General features: G+C 45.7%; 14 protein-coding genes. 8 read left to right on the forward strand and 6 right to left on the reverse strand.

All coding sequences use genetic code 11. The features are described from left to right. Positions 1–58 precede the first annotated feature (58 nt). Positions 59–2296, forward strand: a complete 2238-nt coding sequence (locus tag SCB77_RS20555; RefSeq protein ID WP_320183876.1) for a GH92 family glycosyl hydrolase — start codon at positions 59–61, stop codon at positions 2294–2296. A 103-nt stretch (positions 2297–2399) separates the two neighbouring features. Here SCB77_RS20555 and treZ read toward each other — a convergent pair whose 3' ends face one another. Together treZ and glgX are read right to left on the reverse strand one after the other, a co-directional pair. Further along, positions 2400–4229, reverse strand: coding sequence for a malto-oligosyltrehalose trehalohydrolase (gene treZ, locus SCB77_RS20560; RefSeq protein WP_320183877.1), 1830 nt, complete (start codon positions 4227–4229; stop codon positions 2400–2402). 37 nt (positions 4230–4266) lie between these two features. After that, the gene (gene glgX / locus SCB77_RS20565; RefSeq protein ID WP_320183878.1) at positions 4267–6393 is read right to left on the reverse strand and encodes a glycogen debranching protein GlgX; all 2127 of its coding nucleotides are present in this window, start codon (positions 6391–6393) and stop codon (positions 4267–4269) included. Positions 6394–6659: 266 nt separating this feature from the next. Between glgX and SCB77_RS20570 the strand changes: the two genes are divergently transcribed. Then, complete coding sequence (locus SCB77_RS20570) at positions 6660–7343, forward strand: DUF421 domain-containing protein (RefSeq protein WP_320183879.1); 684 nt, start codon at positions 6660–6662, stop codon at positions 7341–7343. A 19-nt stretch (positions 7344–7362) separates the two neighbouring features. Here SCB77_RS20570 and treY read toward each other — a convergent pair whose 3' ends face one another. Further along, positions 7363–11466, reverse strand: coding sequence for a malto-oligosyltrehalose synthase (gene treY / locus SCB77_RS20575; protein WP_320183880.1), 4104 nt, complete (start codon positions 11464–11466; stop codon positions 7363–7365). Between the two features lie 119 nt (positions 11467–11585). Between treY and SCB77_RS20580 the strand changes: the two genes are divergently transcribed. The 6 genes from SCB77_RS20580 (at position 11586) to SCB77_RS20605 (ending at position 17070) form a co-directional block, all read left to right on the forward strand. Next, positions 11586–12092, forward strand: coding sequence for a hypothetical protein (locus SCB77_RS20580; RefSeq protein WP_320183881.1), 507 nt, complete (start codon positions 11586–11588; stop codon positions 12090–12092). 37 nt (positions 12093–12129) lie between these two features. Further along, a complete protein-coding gene (locus SCB77_RS20585) occupies positions 12130–12636 on the forward strand; it encodes a pyridoxamine 5'-phosphate oxidase family protein (protein WP_320183882.1) in 507 nt (168 codons plus the stop codon). Positions 12637–13115: 479 nt separating this feature from the next. Continuing rightward, positions 13116–13595 carry an adenylyltransferase/cytidyltransferase family protein gene (locus SCB77_RS20590; RefSeq protein WP_320183883.1) on the forward strand — a complete coding sequence of 160 codons (480 nt, stop codon included), beginning with the start codon at positions 13116–13118 and terminating at the stop codon, positions 13593–13595. Positions 13596–13626: 31 nt separating this feature from the next. Continuing rightward, complete coding sequence (locus SCB77_RS20595) at positions 13627–14094, forward strand: adenylyltransferase/cytidyltransferase family protein (RefSeq protein ID WP_320183884.1); 468 nt, start codon at positions 13627–13629, stop codon at positions 14092–14094. Positions 14095–14134: 40 nt separating this feature from the next. Then, positions 14135–14587: a ferritin-like domain-containing protein gene (locus SCB77_RS20600; RefSeq protein WP_320183885.1), complete on the forward strand. Its 453-nt coding sequence runs from the start codon at positions 14135–14137 to the stop codon at positions 14585–14587. A gap of 215 nt (positions 14588–14802) precedes the next feature. Then, entirely contained in the window at positions 14803–17070 is a 2268-nt protein-coding gene (locus SCB77_RS20605; RefSeq protein WP_320183886.1) for a GH92 family glycosyl hydrolase, read from the forward strand. Between the two features lie 93 nt (positions 17071–17163). Here SCB77_RS20605 and SCB77_RS20610 read toward each other — a convergent pair whose 3' ends face one another. The 3 genes from SCB77_RS20610 to SCB77_RS20620 form a co-directional block, all read right to left on the reverse strand. Next, a complete protein-coding gene (locus SCB77_RS20610) occupies positions 17164–18081 on the reverse strand; it encodes an AEC family transporter (RefSeq protein WP_320183887.1) in 918 nt (305 codons plus the stop codon). After that, positions 18081–19604: an FAD/NAD(P)-binding protein gene (locus tag SCB77_RS20615; RefSeq protein ID WP_320183888.1), complete on the reverse strand. Its 1524-nt coding sequence runs from the start codon at positions 19602–19604 to the stop codon at positions 18081–18083. Before SCB77_RS20615 ends, SCB77_RS20610 begins: the two co-directional genes overlap by 1 nt. An 88-nt stretch (positions 19605–19692) precedes the next feature. Beyond that, complete coding sequence (locus SCB77_RS20620; protein WP_320183889.1) at positions 19693–22278, reverse strand: ATP-binding protein; 2586 nt, start codon at positions 22276–22278, stop codon at positions 19693–19695. Positions 22279–22494 lie beyond the last annotated feature (216 nt).

The raw sequence follows: 22494 nt of genomic DNA on the forward strand, positions 1-22494 counted from the left end.
CGGTTAGTAATGGCTTATCGACCACCGGACGTCGATTTATTGTATTAATTTATATCATATGCCTTTTTTATTTAGATGCTTTTTGACTTTAAGTTTGCTTGGCGGGCTAGCCTTTGCCCAAAAGCAACCTATTGATTATGTAAATCCTTTTATCGGTACCACAAACTATGGAACAACAAATCCAGGAGCCCAAATGCCGCAAGGGCTGATGAACGTATCACCTTTTAATGTGATGGGATCTACGTTGAATGCTGTTGATAAAGATGCGCGTTGGTGGTCTACACCATATGAATATAACAATAAGTATTTCACTGGTTTTTCGCATGTCAACTTAAGTGGTGTTGGATGTCCGGACATGGGGAGCCTTTTGCTGATGGCAACTGGAGGTGCTCTGGAAGTTGACTACCATAAATATGGAAGCACATATAGCCAAGAAGCTGCTCGTCCGGGATATTACACGAATACGTTGGATAAATATGCGATCAAGGCCGAGGCGTCCGCGACGCAGCGCGTAGGTATTTCGCGATTTACTTTTCCGAAGGGGCAGCACCACATTCTGCTGAATCTAGGTGAGGGATTGACCAACGAGACGGGAGCCAGTGTGCGCCGTGTGAGCGACACCGAGGTAGAAGGTTCGAAGTTGCTGGGTTCTTTTTGCTATACCAATAACCAAGCAGTGTATCCCATTTATTTTGTCTTGCGTGTAAATAAAAAACCAACACGTGCCGGATCATGGAAATTTCAACGACCGGGCGCAGCGTGGGAGAACGATTGGAATAAAGACGCTGGAAAATACAAGCTTTTCACAGACTACCGCGCTGAACTATCGGGCGATGACATAGGCAGTTACTTTACCTTCGATACACAAGCGGGCGAGACCGTGGAGGTGCAGCTCGCGGTGTCTTTTGTGAGCATAGAAAATGCACGACGTAACTTGGAAGCGGAGCAGCCGGTGGGTGGTTTTGATGCTATTCGCAAGCAGGCAGAAGCGGCTTGGAACAAAGACCTGTCAAAGATTGAAGTCGAAGGTGGAACAGATGATCAAAAGACGGTGTTCTACACCGCACTTTACCATGCCTTGATTCACCCCAACGTGTTTCAGGATGTCAATGGCGAGTATCCCGCTATGGAAACGCGCGAGACCCTTAAGTCGGATGGCAACCGGTATACCGTGTTTTCCCTCTGGGATACCTATCGGAATGTACAACCCTTGATGAGCCTACTTTTTCCCGAACGCCAGCGGGACATGATTCGTTCTATGATTGGGATGTACAAGGAGCATGGCTGGATGCCAAAATGGGAACTGTACAGCCGTGAATCTTATACCATGGATGGCGATCCAGCTATACCTGTTATTGTCGATGCCTACATGAAGGGAATTCGTGATTATGATATCAATGCCGTGTACGAGGCCTTTTATAAATCGGCTACGGTGACGGATAGCAGCAATCGGATAAGACCGGATAACGCGGATTATGTAAAATATCATTATGTGCCTTTACGTGATTCGTTCGATAATTCGGTATCGCACGCAATTGAATATTATGTGGCCGACTGGAACTTGGCGCAGTTGGCGAAATCATTGGGCAAGACAGCGGATGCCAAGTTGTTTGAAGAACGTGCACAGGGTTACAAGAAATATTACTCCAAAGAGTCTGGCACTTTTCGCCCGATTCTGCCAGACGGGAGCTTTCTGACGCCTTTTGACCCGCTGATGGGTGCTAATTTTGAACCCAACCACGGTTTTCATGAAGGTAATGCCTGGAATTACAGCTTTGCCGTGCCTCATGATATTCCTGGCTTAATAAAGCTTATGGGCGGCAAAAAGAACTTCGTGGACAAGCTGCAAGCGACGTTTGATAAGGGATACTTTGATGTAACCAATGAGCCTGACATGCTTTATCCGCATATCTTCTCGGAAATAGCAGGGGAGGAATGGCGCACGCAAAAGCTGGTTAGCGCCATATTGCAAGAACATTTTACCAATACGCCTGCCGGTATTCCTGGCAATGATGACACGGGAACCATGTCAACCTGGGCCTCTATGAATATGATGGGCATTTATCCGCTTTGTCCTGGGCGTCCAGATTATACTGTTGTTACGCCGGTATTTGATAAGGTGACAATTCATTTAGATCCAGCTTATCATCAAGTTGCTAGCCAGTTGGTTATCCGAAAGGAAGGCAAAGGGGCGTACATCAAACGAATCAAGGTCGACGGAAAGGTAAATTCTGGGTTCAAAATTGGGCACCAGCAATTGGTACACAGTAAGGAAATAGTGATTGAAACCAAGTAAGTAGCTTGGGAGAGCTACGTTAGCTGTTCTCATCAAAAAAAATGCCCGTATGTAAAGACATATGGGCATTTGCTTTTTTTGCCAAAACTTTTCCTGTCTCTATTTACTTGTCGTTTCTGCTATGTTGCAGGAGCAGCCCCGACAGTTCAGATAGGTGGGCGCTGCCCCGCTGAACCGGATCCATTTTGCTGTTACCACCCCAGCTTTCATCATCGCTATTCCACAATACCGACCAAGTAGTGTTTTCTCGTAGCGGAACTTCCTGTTTATGGGATGAGAAGTTGAATATGCACAGCAGATCTCGTTCCTGCGTTTGTATATGCAAGGTAATCGTTTCGCGATCTTGATCGTGTTTAACAGAAAATTGTTCACGACTCCATTCGACCGCAGATAGAAGCGTTTTCCGGAGGTGTAGCAGAGCCTTGTAGTATGAAAGGTTTTGCTGCCCATAAGCACTTTCCATCTCTTTCCAATCCAATATCGAATCCCGATATGTAGATATTGCCTGTGGGTCTGGCGGTTCACCCGAAGCATGGAATTCCGAAAATTCCTGCTTACGTCCCTTTCGTACGGCCTCAATAAGCTCATCATCACCGTGGCTCACAAAATATTGGAAAGGTGTTTGCGCGCCCCATTCTTCGCCCATAAATAACATGGGCGTGAAGGGAGATAAGGATACAGCCATGGCCATTAGGCGTTGAGCCGCTGGAGCGAATAAAGTAGCGCTTCGTTCGCCTAGCATTCTGTTTCCCACTTGATCATGGTTTTGCGCGAACACCACAAAACATTCGGCCGCCAATCCATCGGCGCTGCTGCCAAAGAATTTTTTTCGGTGAAACGAAAAGTTGCCATCAAATACGTAGGCGTCTTGGTAGGCTTTTGCGAGGTGGGCTACTCCGTTAAACTCGGCATAATAGCCTTTTCTTTCCTCGCCGACGGCCACACGTAGTGCATGGTGAAACTCGTCTAACCACTGTCCATCCATGGCAAATCCATTTTTTGCTAGCGGTTCCAAGTACCGTCGATCGTTTAGGTCGCACTCCACAAAGAGGTAATGCGATCGGCCCGTCTCCAACATGATGGCATCTGTTAGCGTCCGGATATCTTGTAAGATGTGTACTGGACTAAAATCTTTGATGGCGTGAACGGCATCCATGCGCAAACCATCGATATGGAAGTCTTCAAACCACATGCGTACATTATCAAGGACGAAATCGCGCACGCCATAGTTATAGACATCATCGAAATTGACGGCCTTTCCCCAAGGGGTGCCATACTTGTCGGTGAGGTATGGCGCAAATTCAGGCAGATAGTTTCCTTCCGGGCCGAAATGATTGTACACGACATCTAAGATAACGGCTATGCCCGAGGCATGGCAGGCATCAACCAGCGCCTGCAATCCCTTCGCGCCACCATAACTATTTTGGACGGCAAAAAGGAAGACACCATCATAGCCCCAGTTGCGCTCGCCGGGAAACTGTGCGACGGGCATAATTTCTATAGCGTTGATACCAAGCTCACGCAGATAGGGGAGTCGGTTGATGACGCCCTGAAAGTCATGGCTATCGGAAAATGTACCGATGTGTAGCTCGTAGATAACCAGCTCGCGTTGCTTCGGAGCGCCATAGTGAAGATCTGTCCAAGCATATGCGAGATCTACCACGGCTGATGGCCCGTGTACACCTTCGGGCTGCGCGCGTGATGCCGGATCTGGCAGTTCCTTCTCGTCTACAAGCAGTCGATAAAGGTCGCCCTCCTGCAAGATGTCCGTATCGAGCTGCCAGTATCCATAGTCGGCAGCCTGCAGGGATAGTTTGCTGTTGTTGGCTAAAATCAGACAGTCAACCTTTTTAGCTAACGGTGCCCATACCCTCAAATGAGCGCGCTTGTCTGTAATGGAAAGTCCTATTTTTTGGTTCGTTGTGCTGTGCATGTTAAAGCTTTTCGTGAGTTGTAGGCGTCTTGTGTTGTTAAGCTTTATGTTTAGACATCAGTAACACAATCGATCGAGCAGGTACCACCACTTCGGCTCCAGCAGTGTATTCTTCGTGTGCTTCAATAACATCTAGGTTGGTGTCTAGCATTTTTACCCATTCTTTGCTGTATTTTTCGCTCGGTAGCTTGTAGGTGATGGGCTCCCAATAGGCATTGAACATGATATAAAAGCTGTTGTCGACGATTTTGGATCCATCATCATTTAGGGAACGAATGCCCTGTCCGTTTAGGAAAACCGCTAGGGAACGTGCAAAATCGTGCTGCCAATGAGCATCTTCCATCTCGCTGCCTTCAGGTAAAAACCAAGCAATATCTTCTAAGCCTACACCTTTTATAGGCATGCCTTGGAACCATTTTCGCCGACAAAACGAGGGGTGGTCTCTTCGGAAAGCGATTAGCTGTTTGGTGAAGGCTAGCAAACGCTCATCTTTTGCAGCCCAGTCTAGCCAAGAGATCTCATTGTCTTGGCAGTAGGCATTATTGTTGCCCCCCTGTGTGCGACCATATTCATCTCCTGCGACAATCATCGGCACACCTTGTGACAGGAATAGGGTAGCCAAAAGGTTTCGCTTCTGCTTTGACCGGAGGGTGTTGATCGCTTCATCATCGGTTGGGCCTTCGGCGCCACAATTCCAAGAGCGGTTATGGCTTTCACCATCATTATTATCTTCTCCGTTCGCTTCGTTATGCTTTTCGTTGTAGGAAACCAAATCGTGCAGCGTAAAACCGTCGTGGGCAGTGATAAAATTGATGCTGGCGGTAGGTTTCCGGTAGTCGTCGAGGTACAGGTCTGACGAGCCCGTTAGCCGCTCTGCAAATTCGCCCAGCATGCTATCGGCACCAATCCAAAAGTCGCGAATACAATCTCGGTATTTTCCGTTCCATTCGGCCCATCCGGAAGGAAACTTGCCCACTTGGTATCCACCTTCACCAATATCCCAAGGCTCTGCGATAAGCTTCACCTGCGAAATAATAGGATCTTGGTGAATTACGTCGAAAAAGGAGCTTAGCTTATCCACTTCATGAAGCTCGCGGGCCAAGGCCGAGGCCAGATCAAAACGGAAGCCATCCACATGCATTTCCTGAATCCAATAGCGCAGGCTGTCCATAATCAAGCGTAGCACGCTAGGGAATCTGGCGTTAAGCGTGTTTCCGGTGCCGGTATAGTCCATATAGTAACGAGCATCATCGGCCAGTCGGTAGTAGGCGGCATTGTCTATGCCGCGAAAGGATAGCGTAGGCCCCATTTGGTTGCCTTCTCCCGTATGGTTGTAAACCACGTCTAGTATTACCTCTATACCAGCTTTATGCAGCGCTTTAACCATGTTTTTAAATTCGTTGACCTGTTGTCCTTCTATGCCGTTTCCCGCATAGCGTACATCCGGGGCAAAGAAACCTACCGTATTATATCCCCAGTAGTTGGTTAAGTTGTTGTCCTTGAGGTGCCTGTCGGTAATAAAATGATGCACGGGCATCAGCTCGATAGCGGTAATACCTAATTCCTTAAGGTAATCTAGCGTAACGGGATGTGCCAAAGCAGAATAAGTGCCACGTATTTCTTCCGGAATATCGGGGTGAAGCTCCGTAAATCCCTTCACATGTGTTTCGTAGATGATACTTTTATGCAAGGGGATGCGCAGCGGACGATCGTCTTCCCAGTCAAATGCATTGTCTACCACCACGCATTTAGGGATAAATGCTGCGCTATCTACTTCGCTGAAGCTGAGGTCTTCATCCGGATGACCAACTTCATAGCCAAACAAGGCATCATCCCACTGTAACGTACCGGCGATAGCTTTTGCATAGGGATCGATTAACAGCTTGTGCGGATTGAAGCGGTGGCCTTGGGCTGGGTCGTATGGACCGTATACGCGAAATCCATACAGCTGTCCCGGTCCGATATCTGGAATGTAGACATGCCAAACTTGGTGCGTGCGTTCTTTTATCCTGATCTTCAGCGATTCTGTAGGATCATTGGTATTATTGAATAGACATAGATCTACCCCTTCGGCATTTTCCGCATAGATCGAAAAGTTAACGCCTTTTCCATCATAGGTTGCGCCCAAAGGGTATGGCGAACCTGCAAATACTGTTGTGTTCATTGTTTTAATAATTTCTTTTGTTAAGGTTGATAAAAACTGGGTAATGTACGCGTGCTAAATGTCCAGCGTGCTTTCCTTGTCAGAGGCGCTAGACCTAGTTTGGTAATATTCCATATATGGCGGCCATTATATTCCTTTTTTTGTTCCTGTTATTGAACAATCATAGCTGTCGCTAAGTTTTAGAAATGGATTTTTTATTTTAATTAGATAGTCCGAACAACTTTTGATGGTAAAAAAGGTTATAGCTCAAAATAACAATTGAATTTATGGCAGCAATAGAAAAATTGTTTATGATGGGCGTAGAGATTGGCTTTGTCGGGGAGATCGTATGGCGTACGGTTATTATGTTTATCTTGATATTATTGATTTTGAGATTGTCAGGTCGGCGGGGCGTGCGTCAGTTAACGCTTTTTGAAGTTGCTATTATTATCAGCTTGGGTTCAGCGGCGGGCGATCCGATGTTTCAGGAAGATGTTCCAGTACTTTACTCGGTGGTTGTATTTTCTTGTGTAATAGCTGTCTATAAGATGGTGACATGGGCAGCCTCACGTTTTCAATGGGTTGCCACAGCGATGGAAGGAAAGGCGATGACCATTGTTAAAGATGGCGTTTTTGATGTGCGAAATGAAAATAAACACGACTTCTCGAAGATGGAATTCTTCGCAGAGCTACGAAACTTAGCTGTCGAGCATCTCGGGCAAGTGCGTGAAGGCGTGTTGGAGGTGGATGGAACCATGAGCGTGCTATATTACAGTGACGAGGAAACAAAGTATGGCTTGCCGTTGTTTCCCTCGCATTATAAAGAAGTGGATGTTCAGCAAGAGCAAGGTCCATTTGCCTGTATGTACTGCGGTTTCATACGGACCATAGTTGAGCATAATACATTAACGTGTACGCACTGCCAACGTAGCAAATGGACTATTGCTTTACATACAAAACGTATCGCCTAATTTCGAGATTGAACATCTATCACATCCTGTCGTAACCTTTTGCATAAGATTTCAGGCGTTCCTGTACATGTTGGTTAAAGGCGGCGGGTAACATTCGCCATGTCCAATTTCCTGTCGTGCTTGACGGCGTGTTCATTCGATTCTTTTTACCAAGCGATAAGACATCCTGCATCGGTATGATTACTGTATCCGCTACGGAGGCATAGGCTGCTCGGATAAGAAGGTCTGCCACATTCTTGGCATACACGGTGGACGATAGATAAAATTGCATGCGTCTGCGAGCATCGGAATCTAAATCTTCTTTGAACCAGCCCACGGTGGTATTGTTGTCGTGCGTGCCCGTGTATACCACAAAATTATTGCCGTAGTGATGCGGCACATGTGTAGAATGTGGCATGTCGTCGCCGAATGCAAATTGAAGGACTTTCATGCCCGCCAGTTTGTATTTGTCGCGTAGGTCATACACCGCTGCATCGATGTCTCCGAGGTCCTCGGCAATAAAGGGCATGTTGGGGAAGTTTGCTTGTATCTGTTTGAAAAGCGCTGGCCCAGGAGCTTCCACCCATTGTCCTTCTATAGCGTTATCGGCCGGCATCGGAATTTGCCAATAGGCCACGAAAGCGCGGAAATGATCCAAACGCACCAAATCGTATAAGGCCAAATTTTGCTTGATTCGTCGTAGCCACCAGCTGAAGTTTTCTTTCTTATGTTCAGCCCAATTGAATACGGGCATACCCCATTGTTGTCCTTGCGCATTAAAGTAGTCGGGAGGAACGCCCGCTATGAATTGAATCTGCCCGTCATTGTCCAATGAAAATAAATCGGGCTTTGCCCATACATCCGCGGCATCGTGTCCAACATAAATCGGGATGTCTCCGACGAAAGAAACATGAAGGTGGTAACAATATTCTTTAAGTTCTTTCCATTGTTTAAAGAATATGTACTGTATCCATTGCTCAAATCGTATGTCTTCGATATGGTCTTTAGCGAAGGCTGCCAGCTGTGCGGAATCTCGATGTTTAAAAGCTGCCGGCCACATGTGCCAAGGCTGTTCGCCATGCTGCTTGCGCAAGGCCATGAATAGGCTGTAATCATGAAGCCAACTTGACTCTCTAGCGCAGAAGTCCACAAAGTCGGCATCTTGATCTAAAGGAGCTTGCTTAAATGCTTGATGAAGGTAGTGCATCTTAATGCGCACAACGTCATCGTATACGATACTATTCGATAGCGGAACATGAGCACTTTCCAATTCGCTAGCATCCAAGAGTCCGGCGCTAGCCAAACTTTCTAGACTGATCAATAATGGATTGCCGGCCATAGCACTTAACGTGCTATAGGGCGAGTAAAACTGCTCTTTGGAAAGTGGGCCGAGCGGCAATACCTGCCAGTACTGTTGCCCGGCATTGTATAGCGCATGGGCAAAGTCTCGCGCTGGTTTTCCCAAATCGCCGATACCGAAATCGGAAGGCAACGAGCTGATCGACATGAGGATTCCAGCTTGACGTTTGTTGGGTTGGCTTTCATATTGCACGATGGCTAGCGGAATGTCTGTAAATAGGTTGTTTACATGCAACTCGTTGCCCTCGCCTTGGCGCGCCCGTAGGCAATCCGTCCAGCTTACTGTGTCTATTGTAGGTAGGATGACACGTGTGTCGCTCCAGTCAAAATCAGTTACCGTACATTTATGCAGTTTGTCTATGCGAGCTAGATGAAGCGGAAGAACAACGATTGTCCAGCTATCGCGGTGTTGCCGAGCAAACGCCAGTATATGTGCTTGGTATTTGCCCGTAACCGTCAGTGGCAGGTAGCTAGCCTTCTCGGACAGGCTGTCTGCATGCTTACGGAGTATGGCCAGTTGTTGGGTTAACCACAATTTTATTTTTCCATTGTTTCGCTCTTTCCATAGCGTCGACGCCTTTTCACTGGGTTGTATGCGGGAGATGTCTGTAAGATACTTGCTCCGTTGTGCGAAATCAACAGCGCGACGATTGTCTGGGTCAACGAAGCTAAAGTCCCAAAGTTCCGTACCTTGATAGGTGTCAGGTATGCCGGGCAAGGTAAACTTTAACATCACTTGACAGAGTGAATTGATTATCGCAAAATCATTTAACTGTGCATGTAGCTTGTGTAGTATTGTCTGAAAATCGTTTCCCTCCATTAGTAGAAAACGGGCAAATGCTGCTGTCTTTTCCTCATACTGTTCATCAGGCTGCGCCCAGTCGGAATGCTCCTTGCCTTCACGCAGATATTTCGTTATGTAGGCCAGTAAACGTTCTTCAAAATGCTCGTCTTGATCCAATATGGGGTGGGAGGCGAATATTGCTTGGAATATCGCATACTGGTCATTTGGATGTGGCAGTGCATGCTGGTACTGACTTTTAAGTTGTTTTTGCCACTTTTTGACCGTCTTAGCCCATAATGCCGGGCAGGCTGTCAATACTTGAAGGCGGGCGCGGGCGTCCTCACCACGCTTGGTGTCGTGTGTCGCGGTGGTATTGAGCGCTTTTGGCCAAGCTCGTTGGCGATGGATCATAGCTGCATGGAAATCTTCGATAGCGATTCCAAAATTTGCGGGATGGTCACCCACCTCGTTTGTCCCGAGAAACCGATTGTAGGTGTACATCAAAGTGTCTTCTACACCTTTGGCCATTGCTGGTCCCGTAAATTGCATACAGCGCGTAAAAAAGCGGCTAAAGCGCGCTGCATATGTGGCGTCATCTCCCAGTTGTGCACGTCTGCATGCTGCCCAAAACAGCTGCACCTCCGAAGGCGTATCTGGATTATTCTTCTTGAGCTTTTGGTATACGGCATCGATAATTTGGAAATCCGATTCGGAGCAGGGGAAAGATGCGGCATAGCTTCGGTATGTAGGGAATAGCACAAGGAAAGAACGGATGACCTTCGCTAAATTTCTAGCTTTCGGTGCCTGTTCGCCATCTGCTAATTGCAGTCGGATGAAAAGATGCGCGAGCTGATCCATTTCGCCCTGCATATGTTTTGTCAAAATCGCGGTCTTCTTATTGCGCTGTTGTCTTTTTAAGGATAGCTGCTTACCGACATATTTTTCGTAGATTTTTGTGAAGGCTTTTTCTCCGTTAGCATCAATAAGCACGTTATTTACAGCAGCAAGAAACTCATATCCGGTTGTGCCGGCAATAGGCCAGTTGTTTGGTAAGTCCTCGTTGTGCTCCAGAATCTTTTCGGCAACGATATAGGTATCTTCACCAACGAGGCTCCTTAAGTCCATTAAATATTGTGTCGGATTATAAATGCCATCAATATGATCGATACGTAAGCCATCAATTATCTTTTGTTCAAGCAATTGACCAACAAATCGATGTACATCCTGAAAGACCTTTTCGTTGTTGATCTGCAAACAAATGAGTCCATTTACGGTGAAAAAACGGCGAAAGTTAATGTTTGTGTCGGTTTCTTGCCAGTGGCAAAGGCGGTAATGTTGCTTTTTTAAAAGCTTGCGCAATTTGCTGTGCGAGGCATTGATTTTAGCCAGAAAATCGCCAAATCGTGCTGAAGTGTTGGGTTCTTCCGCATGCTGGGACGTAGCTTTCTTTTTGTTAAATTCAATTAATAGCTCCTTTACACTTAAAGCGGACAGTGGCCATTGTTGTTCAAAATATTGAAAATATAATTTGTTGTCATTAAGGGTGATATTGATTTCATTATTCTCGATGACTTCATCTAAATCATTTCCTAAAACGGGTACCATCAACTGCTCTTGAGAGAACCATTCCTCACTGAGGCTACTATCGAAGTAATCGCGATAAGATGATGCTGGGCCGTGCTCCAGCAGATCCATCAACCATTTGTTTGCAGGATGGAAGGCCATATGGTTGGGCACGATATCCTGCAACCAACGCATCTGTTGCTCGCTCAGTTTTTGCTTAATACCAATGAGCTGCTCCAAGCTGCCTATCTCTGGGTTTATCGTATGCATGTCAACACCATCATATCCATGATTGCTACCCGCGACGGCTTGAAAGATAGGCGAGGCGTAGATGGTATCTATGCCTAGATCGGAAAGATAGGAAATGATGCTGTTTAACTGGTCGAATGTAAAGTCTTTATTTAGTTGGAGTCGGTACGTTGCTTTTGGCGCGTTCATATGCTGTGATATAGCTGTGTTTTTTCTTGGAAAGAGAACAAATCTGCTTGCTGAAAGTTTTATCGATTTAAACCGGAATTTAACAAAACGTTTTCTCGGCGCAACTGTTCTAGGGGTATATGAAGTGGCAAACGAAACGGCAATATTACGACAGTTACTATCGGGTATCCTACAATCTTCGTGATCTGGACTTTCCTATGGAAATCGACACCCTGCTTTGTAAAAATGAGGCCTTGCGCTTGAGAAATCGGCAGATGTATTTCGATCACCTTGTTGCGATTGGCCACGCCAACCTACGCGAGGAGATGCTGCAGTTCGATATGGTATCCCAAAATTTGTTGCTGCTCGATCCGTTGGCTATGCAGCAGCTGGTGAAAGCATGTCATGTTAGCGTATTACAGTCTGATATCTGGATCGATGATGAAGATTGCATTTTCAAGCTAACCCACGTTGCTGAAGATCAGGTATTGTTCGCGTTGGACAAAACGTTGACAGCTATCGTGCAAGTCAATGTGTTGCCGCAGGAACTCATCGGTTACCGTGCGGTTTGGGTGGATATCAGCGAATTTCAGCATAGCCTCAGCACGGCGGATCTAGATCGATACCGTAGTCGCCTAGCGTCTTAGCCCTACTTTTTAGAAATAAATCATTGAACAACATATTATGAGTACAGAGAATTTAGTGCAACAAGATGCTATAGCAAAGCTTAAAGAAATGATCGATGCCATGGATATCGGCATGTTGGGATCTTATCCAGTGGAGACAGGTTATATGCACGCCGTGCCAATGAGTAGGCAAGAAGTGGATGACGAAGGTGCTATTTGGTTTCTATTTTCCAACGAGAGCGATTCGTATGCGCATTTTGAACAGCAGGATAAAGCTACGCTACTTTACAGCGATATTAATAAGTATAGTTTTTTAAGTATCAACGGGCATGCGGTGGTGAGCCGCGATAAAGAGCGCATCGAGAAATATTGGAATAAGATGATGGAAGGCTGGTTTGATAAAGGAAAAGATGATCCGCGCATCCGCGTCTTGAAGATCGTTCCGTCGGAAGCACATTATTGGGATAACAAATCCAATAAGTTGATCACCCTAATTAAAGTGGCTGCGGGTGCTTTAACAGGACAAAAGGCAGATACGGGGCGTCAAGGAGATCTTGATTTTTAATAGCCTGCTTGGGCTCTTGCGAATCCATCAGATTTTTTAGCGGATCACATTACACAAGATAATGTGATCCGTTTTTTACTTTATACCAAAGCGTTCAGCTATGATCTATGGATAGTGGTTATCTGATGGATCTCCGTTTACCGTATTTCCCAAAGCCATGATTGCTCCCTATCCTTTACTCGTTTCTTTAGCCGTAGATTTTGACTAAAAAACTACGTAAAATATGCAAGTAGGTGTAAAAACACCTGTTCGTGCGGATGTTTTTACATCATTTGAATATCAGATTATCGTACAAACTCCTGTTTTGTTTCATCCGGTGAAAATAGCGCCGGAAAACTAAAACTTCTTTGATTAATCAGCGTTTTTACCCTACACATCGCAAGAAGACGATCGAAATTTTTAACATCTCTTTGGCGCCGTGTAGCGAATGCGATTTTCGCATGTTGATTTTTTTTGACGAAAAACATAACATTTATACGATGAAAATAGGTATCACTTTCTCCGCTTTCGACCTCCTCCATGCAGGACACATTAAAATGCTTGAAGATGCAAAAGATCAATGCGATTATCTAATATGCGGTTTGCAAACCAATCCTACCTTGGATAGGCCAGAGAAAAATAAGCCGACACAAACGGTTTTTGAAAGATATATGCAGCTTCGAGGATGTAAACATGTCGATAAAATTATACCCTATGCAACGGAGCAAGATTTAGAAGATATCTTACGTTCCTACAAATTGCATGTACGCATTTTGGGGGACGAATATATCAACAAGAATTTTACGGGTAGGGGATATTGTGAAGAAAAAGGAATCGAGCTCTACTTCAACAGACGGGAAAACCGTTTTTCCAGTTCTTCGCTACGGCAGATCATAGCAACGAAGCAGGAGGTTGTCGATACAGCCATTGTCAATTTGAAGGAAAACTTGGACTTCTCGCCAAAGCGCGCAAATGCGTAGTTGGTTTTTCGTTACCATAATCAGATAATAAATGAAGATAGGAATAACATTTGGCGTATTCGACCTACTGCACTTAGGACACTTGGTGATGCTTGAGGAGGCAAAGCGAAATTGTGACTACCTGATCGTAGCGCTACAGGCTGATATGCCTGACGCAGCTAGCGGAAATATGGCCGCACAAACCATGGTAGAACGCTTTATCAAATTGGAAGGCTGTCAATTTGTGGATGAAATCGTGCCTTTTGAATCTGATAGCGACGTGATGGATATGTTGCAGTCTTTGGCGGTCGATATTCGTTTTGTTGGCGAGGAATATAAAGATTCCAATTTTTTGGGTAAGCAATACTGTATCGCAGAAGGCATTGCATTACATTACACCAAGCGTAGGCATCGTTTTTCGAGCGCGGCTCTTCGCAATATCGTTACAGAAAAGGAGATGGCGAAAGCGAACACTGCTCAAGCGGTAGAAAAAGCGACATTGACCTTACAGCGATCTTAGGATAAATAACAAGAAAATACAATTTTAATAATATATCAATATGGGAAGTATAGCAATTTTAAATGATTTGACAGAGATCAATAATGATCGTGTAGCAGGATTCGAAAAAGCTTTAGCAGATATCAACGATGAAAACGTTGACCTAAAAGCAATTTTTCAACGCTATAGTGAGCAGAGCCGTAAGTTCAGTCAAGAGCTAAGTGCGTTAGTGGCTAGTCACGGTGGTGATATTGAAACGGGCAACAGCGTAGCAGGCACCTTGCATCGTGCATGGATCGACGTAAAGTCTTTGTTCGGTGGATCAGACCGCGTTAGCATCTTAAATGAAGCAGAAAGAGGCGAGGACGCCATTAAAGCGGCTTATAAGACGGCCTTGGAGAAAGGTGAGTTAACCGGCGAAGCATTGTCGACGGTGAGCAAGCAAGCAACAGAAATCAACGAAGGACACGATGAAATCAAGGCCTTGCGTGATGCCGCTCGATTGGTCGATTAATTTGTTAATAACGTAACTTGAAAAAAGCCATGCTTCCGAGCGTGGCTTTTTTATTTGGCGAATTTTTATGCTTTTGCCCAATACTACAAATGCGAAATAAAAGTTGTCTTCAATAGAACTTGTTGGTTACATTTGCATTCAAGAACCGTATTTGATTGTTCGCTCAAACGCTTTAGCTGTTTTGAGTGACATCTTTCACAGTGTATCCATAACATATGAAACGAAAGCTCTTTTTTACCGTATTGACCGGTTTGACGCTGGTAGGATGTGCCGCTTTGGACAACAAAGGGGAAACCTCCTACGCTGATTTGGTGAACCCCTTCATTGGCACTGATTTTACAGGGAATACTTACCCCGGTGCACAGTCGCCATTTGGGATGGTGCAGCTAAGCCCGGATAATGGCCTGCCCGGTTGGGACCGCATTTCGGGGTATTTTTATCCTGATAGCACTATCGCTGGATTCAGCCATACCCATTTGAGTGGTACCGGCGCTGGCGATCTTTACGATATTTCGTTTATGCCGGTCACGTTGCCTGTGCGCGAAGCCGAAGCACCGCTAGGCATCTATTCTGCGTTTTCTCACGACCAGGAGCGTGCCTCTGCAGGTTACTACCAAGTGAAATTGCTCGATTATGATATTGATGTGGAGCTTACGGCCACGGCGCGTTGTGGGATACAGCGCTACACTTTTCCGGAGGCTGATGCTGCCATCTACCTCAATCTTAAGAAGGCGATGAACTGGGATGCCACGCAAGACTCGTATATTGAAGTGGTGGATTCCGTAACGATTAAAGGTTACAGATACTCGGATGGATGGGCGCGAAACCAACGTGTTTTTTTCTATACACGCTTTTCGAAGCCATTCAAACAGGTTAATTTAGATACGACTGCAATAGCAGTGGCCAACGATGGCGTAGCGGTGGTTGGCCCTAGTGGTCCCCAAGGGACGGCGGGCAAAACACCGAGAGCATTCGTTGCTCGGTTTGATTTTTCAACCCAAAAGGGGGAGCAGATCCTTGTTAACACCGCAATTTCGGGCGTGAGCATGGAAGGTGCGCAAAAAAATCTGGAGGCAGAAGTGCCGACAGATGATTTCGATCGCTATTACGGCGAGGTAAAAGAATCATGGAATAAAGAGTTGGGTAAAATCGCGGTCGAAGGAAACGATCAAGATGATAAGGTTAAGTTTTATACGGCTCTATATCACGGTATGTTAACGCCTACCATCTACAGTGATGTTGATGGTTCCTATTTGGGGGCTGACCGGAAGATTCACAAAACCGATGGCGGAATCAACTATAGTACATTCTCCCTTTGGGATACCTATCGTGCCTCACATCCGCTGTTCACAATGCTGGCGCCAGATCGTGTCAACGATATGGTGAAATCGTTCATTAGCTTTTACGAGCAACATGGCCGTCTTCCGGTATGGAATTTCTACGGTAGCGAAACCGATATGATGATCGGCAACCACGCAATCCCTGTTATTGTGGACGCCTACCTCAAAGGTATTGGTAATTTTGATGCAGAGAAAGCACTGGCCGCTTGTGTAGCCAGCGCTAACACTGATGCGTATCGCGGTATTGGACTCTACAAACAGTTGGGCTACGTTCCTTATGACGTTACCGATAAATACAATGCCGAAAACTGGTCGTTATCCCGCACATTGGAATATGCTTTTGATGATTATTGTGTTGCCGTAATGGCCAAGAAGATGGGGAAGACCGATATCGCGGATACCTTCTTTAAACGTGCCGAACATTATAAAAATGTGTATAACCCAAGCAGCAGCTTTATGCAGCCGCGCGACAGTAAAGGAGTATTTATTGCAGACTTTGATCCAGAGGAGTACAGCGCACATATTTGTGAGAGTAATGGCTGGCAGTATTTTTGGTCGGTGCAGCATGATATAAAAGGCTTGGTCAAGTTGGTTGGCGGTGAGCAGCGTTTTGCAGCAAAACTGGACAGTATGTTTACTTTTCATTCGACAGATACCGCTTCTTTGCCAATCTTTAGTACGGGTATGATCGGTCAGTATGCGCACGGTAATGAACCGAGCCACCATGTCATATACCTGTTCAATGAAGTGAAGCAGCCTTGGAAAACACAGGCTTATATAGCAAAGGTAATGCAAGAGCTATATTTGAATAATCCGGCGGGCTTGAGTGGCAACGACGACTGTGGACAGATGTCTGCCTGGTATGTGTTGAGTGCTATGGGTTTCTATCCGGTAGATCCCGTGAGTGGAAGATATGAGTTGGGTAAGCCGACTTTTCCTTCTGCAAAACTACAGTTGGATAACGGGAAAACCTTTACCGTGCTGGCGAAAGACGTGAGTAAGAAGAATATCTATGTGCAATCTGTTTCGCTGAATGGTAAACCATTGGACACAAGTTATATCACCCATGATCAACTACTTGCCGGAGCTACCTTAGAATTCCAAATGGGCGACCAACCCGGACCCGTGTGGTATAAAAATTAAACAGGCGCTATCTAGCGGATAATGTATTGAACCCTGTGTTTTGAACGCTATTTACAAGCGCTTAAAACACAGGGTTTTCTTTATAGATTCTTTTTAAAATAGGAGTAGACTAAGGGCCGGCGTCAAGATTAAGGAGATAATAGACGAAGCACCCACTAAAACCGCGGCATCTTCCTCTTCTGTCTCTAAAAACGAAGCAAAGACAACCAAGTTGGCTGCGATAGGAAAACTTGCCATCAGGATCATCAACATGCGCTGTTCCTCGTCTAGAACGGTGATGAAGTTTTTTTCGAGAAGTACCAACAGGAGGAGGACGAGCGCACCTGCGACATACCGCAGACCCATAATTTTGCCGAGCGAGGCATAGGCCACCTTTTTGAAGTCTATGCTGCCCAACGTGAGGCCGATGATGAACATGCCCAATGAGGAAACTATCCAACTTACCACATTAGCCACTTCCTCCATCACTTTGGGCAGCTCCACGTTGGCTATGTTAAGTCCGATCGCTAGCGCACAGGCGTATATCGCCGGAATTTTAAATACTTTCAAAGCGGCTTCTTTCGCTGATATTCCTTTCGTTCGCGACATCAGAAAGAAGCCGATTGTGTCGCCATAGAGGGCATTGCCTACGTATGCACTAATGATTAATGGCATTTGTTGCTCACCGAACAATGCCATCACAATAGGAATACCAAACCAGCCGATATTATAGTAGGAAAAAGCGCCCTTCAGCAGGTTGCCGTCGAAGTCTTTATGGACTATTTTCTTGCAGATGATGGCGGGTATATTCATAGCAAGAGCCAATATGAAAATAATGGAACCAATAACTGCTGTCTCTTGCAAATCTGCCTTCAGCAGGTTTTCAATGATCAGGAAAGGGATAAACAGAAACAATAGGGATTTCGATATCCAGCGGCTATCCATTCCCCATTTCTTGTTGACGCCCCAGCCAATCAACATAAAAATGTATAAAGGCAATACCTTTGTTGCGAGTGCTTGTAATAAATCCATTAGCCTAGGTTTTTGAGTAGGTCGTCGGTTAAGATGTCCGCCTGTTCAACGTTAAACCAAAGCGCATTTATGTCGAGTTGCAAGCCAGCAAGTTGGTGGCCGATGACATAAAAAGGAGAGGGCCTTTTCCGCCGAGAGTGCTGAACACGTAAACTTTCCAAGTCCGCCTTTATCCCGCCTGCTGGATGCGCTTCTATATAACCTTTTTTCAGCATACGAGGGAGCAGGGGTTGATCGATCATTTCGCTGACAGTGACGGTTGGTCCCGAGGCATTGATTACAAAGTCTGCCTCGCTTGAATTTCCATCCTCGGTGGTTAAGACAAAGCAATGGCCGTTCCATACGATGTCATCGGTGTTTCCAATAATGCTTAGTTGACCTGAGCGCAACGCATGCTGAATCTTAATAGCATTCTCTACAGGCATTGCATGTCTATTTATATCAAAGTAGGGCTTCATCCATTTTAGGAACAGCAGCTTTTGATCAACAGGAAGCAGTTTCCAGATGGCATAAGTTTCCTCGCGAAGCGAATACAGGATGTTTTGCAGGAGACATTGCTTGCCGGTTGCCAAGGCTATATCCTCATCGAGAAGAGTCAGCTGATTACGGTGCTCCCGTTCTTCAGCTAGCCAGTCTATTGGTTTTTCCAGATAGCTCTCTGCTTCCGAACGAAACATACGAATCAAGTCGGTGAAACGCAATGGCTTTTGTTTCTCGCGGATCGACTTGCGCACATTGGCCAACGTTAAAACCTTTCGTTCGTAGGGAATTTCGGTAGGCGATTGCACACGAGGCAATAGTCCCTTCAGAGAAAAGAAGCTAATAGGCCCTCGATGACCATTGTCTATCAAGGTGATAAGTGCGTCTATCGCCGTTAGACTACTACCGACAATACTTACACGAGCGCTTTTATCTGCTATTTGATGTAACAAGCGGCTTGAAGGCCAAGGCGAAGAAATGAAGTTAGCCTGTTTTCTCAGTTTGCCGAAGGCATTTGATGCGGTATTTCCGGTTGCCAATATGCTGTAGTCGACGGTGTGCCGCTTACCCTCATCAGTTTCTAGGATCAGTATGTTCTTTCTTGTCCAGGTTGCATCAACGACCTCGGCGCGGATAAGATCGACGGAAATACCTTCCTGTTGTGCAAGCGTGCAGTATGACGAAAACATTTCGTGTAGGTATTGGCCAAAAAGCATGCGTGGAGGGTAAGCATCTGGGTGTACACTCACTTGCGGAAATTGTTGGGCGATCCTATCATGGCTTTGGTGCATCCATTGAACAAAATGCATCCGCTCATGCGGAAAGATACCCATCAACCCAGCTTTCGTGTTGAGGAGGTGTCCTTCCTGACCCGTTCCGAAAGCCAACCCTTCTCCAAAATGCTCTCTTTTTTCGAAGATAAGAATACGCAACGGATGGGGAGGTCGCTGCAGGACGTATTTCAGGACGAGTTGCAGAAAACAGGCGGTGCCACTTGCGCCAGCGCCAATAATGGCGACGGTCTTAGAATCGTTTTGCTTCATATCTAACGTTGAACAATATTGGAAGCACATCGTTCAGGACGATAGGAAAAAACGTTCACCGTCTTTTGCTAGTTAAGCGATATTGCGCTTAACTTTCATACGTTTTCCCTGCTATTGAAACGGGAATGTTAAACCAAAAAGTGGTTCCCAAGCCAAGTTGGCTTTTGACGCCAATACTGCCGCCATGGAGGTTGATGATCTCTTTTGATACATACAAGCCTATACCAAATCCACTTACAATATCTGTTTGTGTATTTTCTATCCGATAAAAGCGGGTAAATATTTTTTGTTGGTCTTCCTCTGCAATACCCGATCCTTCGTCAGAGACCCCTACGTATAGGCTATCTTGGTCTTTTCGAGCCTCAATACGAATGTCGCTTCCGCTGGGGGAGTACTTTATGGCATTGTTGATGAAGTTTATGATCACCTGTTCCACTTTATCACGGTCGGCGGAAATCTGATGTTCTTCTTCCATGTCGAACACGAAGTTGTGACTGCTGACCGTCTGTTGAAGCATCTGCCCGATGGTAGATATCAGCTCCTTGAGCGAGAAGACATGCTTGTTCAAGCGCAACTTGCCTTCGCCAATTCTGGCGATATCCAAAAAGCTTTCTATGAGCAGTTTCATGCGTGCACTTTGTCGGTTGGCACTTGCTATCAAATCGTGCATCTGCGGGTTTTCCAAACTTTTGCTTTTGTGCTGTAGGATCTGTAGGTAGCCCGATAGTGAAGTTAATGGCGAGCGTAGTTCATGGCTAACGATACCGAGAAAGTCTAGCTTACGCTTTTCTTCCAATTTCTGCACCGTAAAATCGATGATTACACCATAGGCCATTAGGTTTTGGTTTTCTTCGTTCCAAATACGACTTCCGACCATGCGTAGCCAGCGTTTGTCATCTACATGGCGATTCATTACGAACTCCAAATCAAAGTTGTTCTTTTCAAGGATAACCTCCAAGATGTTGGTTTCCTGTTCCACATCGGCGATAACAATCGGATAGCCAAAAATCGCTTCGGCATCAGAGGGACTGCTATCGTCCAAGCCATACATAGCGCGCACATGTTTGTTGATGATCGTTTCCTTGGTTTCCGGATTAAAGGAAAAGGTGCCTATCTTTCCGGCATCAACAATTAAGCGCTGCTCCAAGGCATTCTGCGCAATAGCGCGGTTGAATGCGTCGATACGTTGTTGCGCAAGCACGCGATCGCTGATATCTAGGATGGTTCCGGAAAAATGAATCGGACTATTGGTTTCATCAAAATAGGCTCTTCCTTTTGCTTGCACCCACACTGTGCGCTCGTTTTGATCACCTATCGTCCGGAATTGTATATCGTAATACCCTGCTGAAGCCGGAGTTCGTGCATAAGCTATGGCTTCGGCAACAGCTTTTCTATCTTCGTGATGTATATATGTCAAGGCCAGCTGATAGGGAATTTCGTCTTTTTGTGGAGCACCGAACAATTCTTGGCTACGTTGGTCCCACACGACGATCTCATCCACAATATTGAATTCCCAAATACCTATTTTTGCCGATAAGAGGGCTAAATTCAACCGTCGTTCGCTTTGCGACAGCTGTTCAAAAGCACGTCTCAGGTGATCGTTAACTTCGCTGTTGGTCTTTTCGGACTCTCGCAGTTGCAAATTGGCCGTAGCCAAGTCACTGTTTACGTCGGTCAGCTCCTCCATCGTAGCCGCAAGTTCTTCATTGGCTTCCTGCAACCGACGTTCCCTATCTTCCAACAGCTTTCTGGCATGCACAGATGCTGTCACATCCATAACGGTACCTATAAAACGGATCGGTTCGTCAATTTCATTGAAATAGACCGTGCCAACGGCATGTACCCAAGTCACCTCTTCTGTTTGTATATTTACAGTCCTGTAATGCACATCGTATCGTCCATCGCTAGCCTGACGATCGAAAGCATGTTTGACAGCCGCCAACGTGTTTGGCTTATCTTCGGGGTGAAGCCCAGCCACAAAATCGCGGGTATAGCTCACTTCGCTTTCTCTCGGTACACCAAAAAGTTCTTTGCATCGATCATCCCAAATCAGGATATCCTGTTTTACATCCAAATCGAATATTCCAAGATCCGCGGCCTCCTTTGCACGCCTTGACTGGTCGAGTGCTAAGTCTAGTTGTTTATAGGAGTTGCTAAGTTCGTCAACCGTGTTGGATAGTTTCTCGTTGATAACCATGTATTCTTCGGTCAGCGCTTGCTGCTCTTCAATACTGGCGCGTAGTTCTTCGTTCAACGCAGCTTCTAGCATTTCCTTTTTGCGCACGGTGGCCCAAGCCTCTAATCTGCTAGATACTTCTTGTGCTGTGTGCAAAATCGCATAGGTCTTTTTCTCCGCATTCAAAAGGGGACGGTATTCAAAATCAAAGTAAAAAGTAGTGGGAATACCATCAATTAGGATGTTTGCTGGCACATCTTGCGCTCGGTATATTTCTCCAGTTTGCCAAACCCCTTGTAGGATGTCAACAAAACCCTGAACCGCGAATTCAGGAAAGCTGTCGCCCAGATTGGTGCCAATAACCTCTGCTGTGGTCGCCCACATATCAAGCATATCGCGATTGGCATAGACAATATGTAAGTCTTCACTGTCGTATATCGCTGTAGCTTGCGGCACTTGGTTCAGGACGTTGAGAATGTCTTCTGGAGTAGTAATCATAAGCAAATATAGGCCAATTTACTCGCTGAAATCTCTGTAGCATTCTATGGCTTAAAGAACAGGTATTTTGACGGGGTCGCGTGCTGAAAACTACCTGCTGAGATCGCTTTTTTTTGGAGATATTGTTCTAAAAGAAGGGAGTGGATACTGAAGTAATTTAATAGTAGCTTCGAGAGTCGCAGTATTGATCGATGAAGTAAGTCGCTATCAAATAAA

The organism is Sphingobacterium bambusae, from assembly GCF_033955345.1.
In the GTDB taxonomy this organism is placed as follows: domain Bacteria; phylum Bacteroidota; class Bacteroidia; order Sphingobacteriales; family Sphingobacteriaceae; genus Sphingobacterium; species Sphingobacterium bambusae.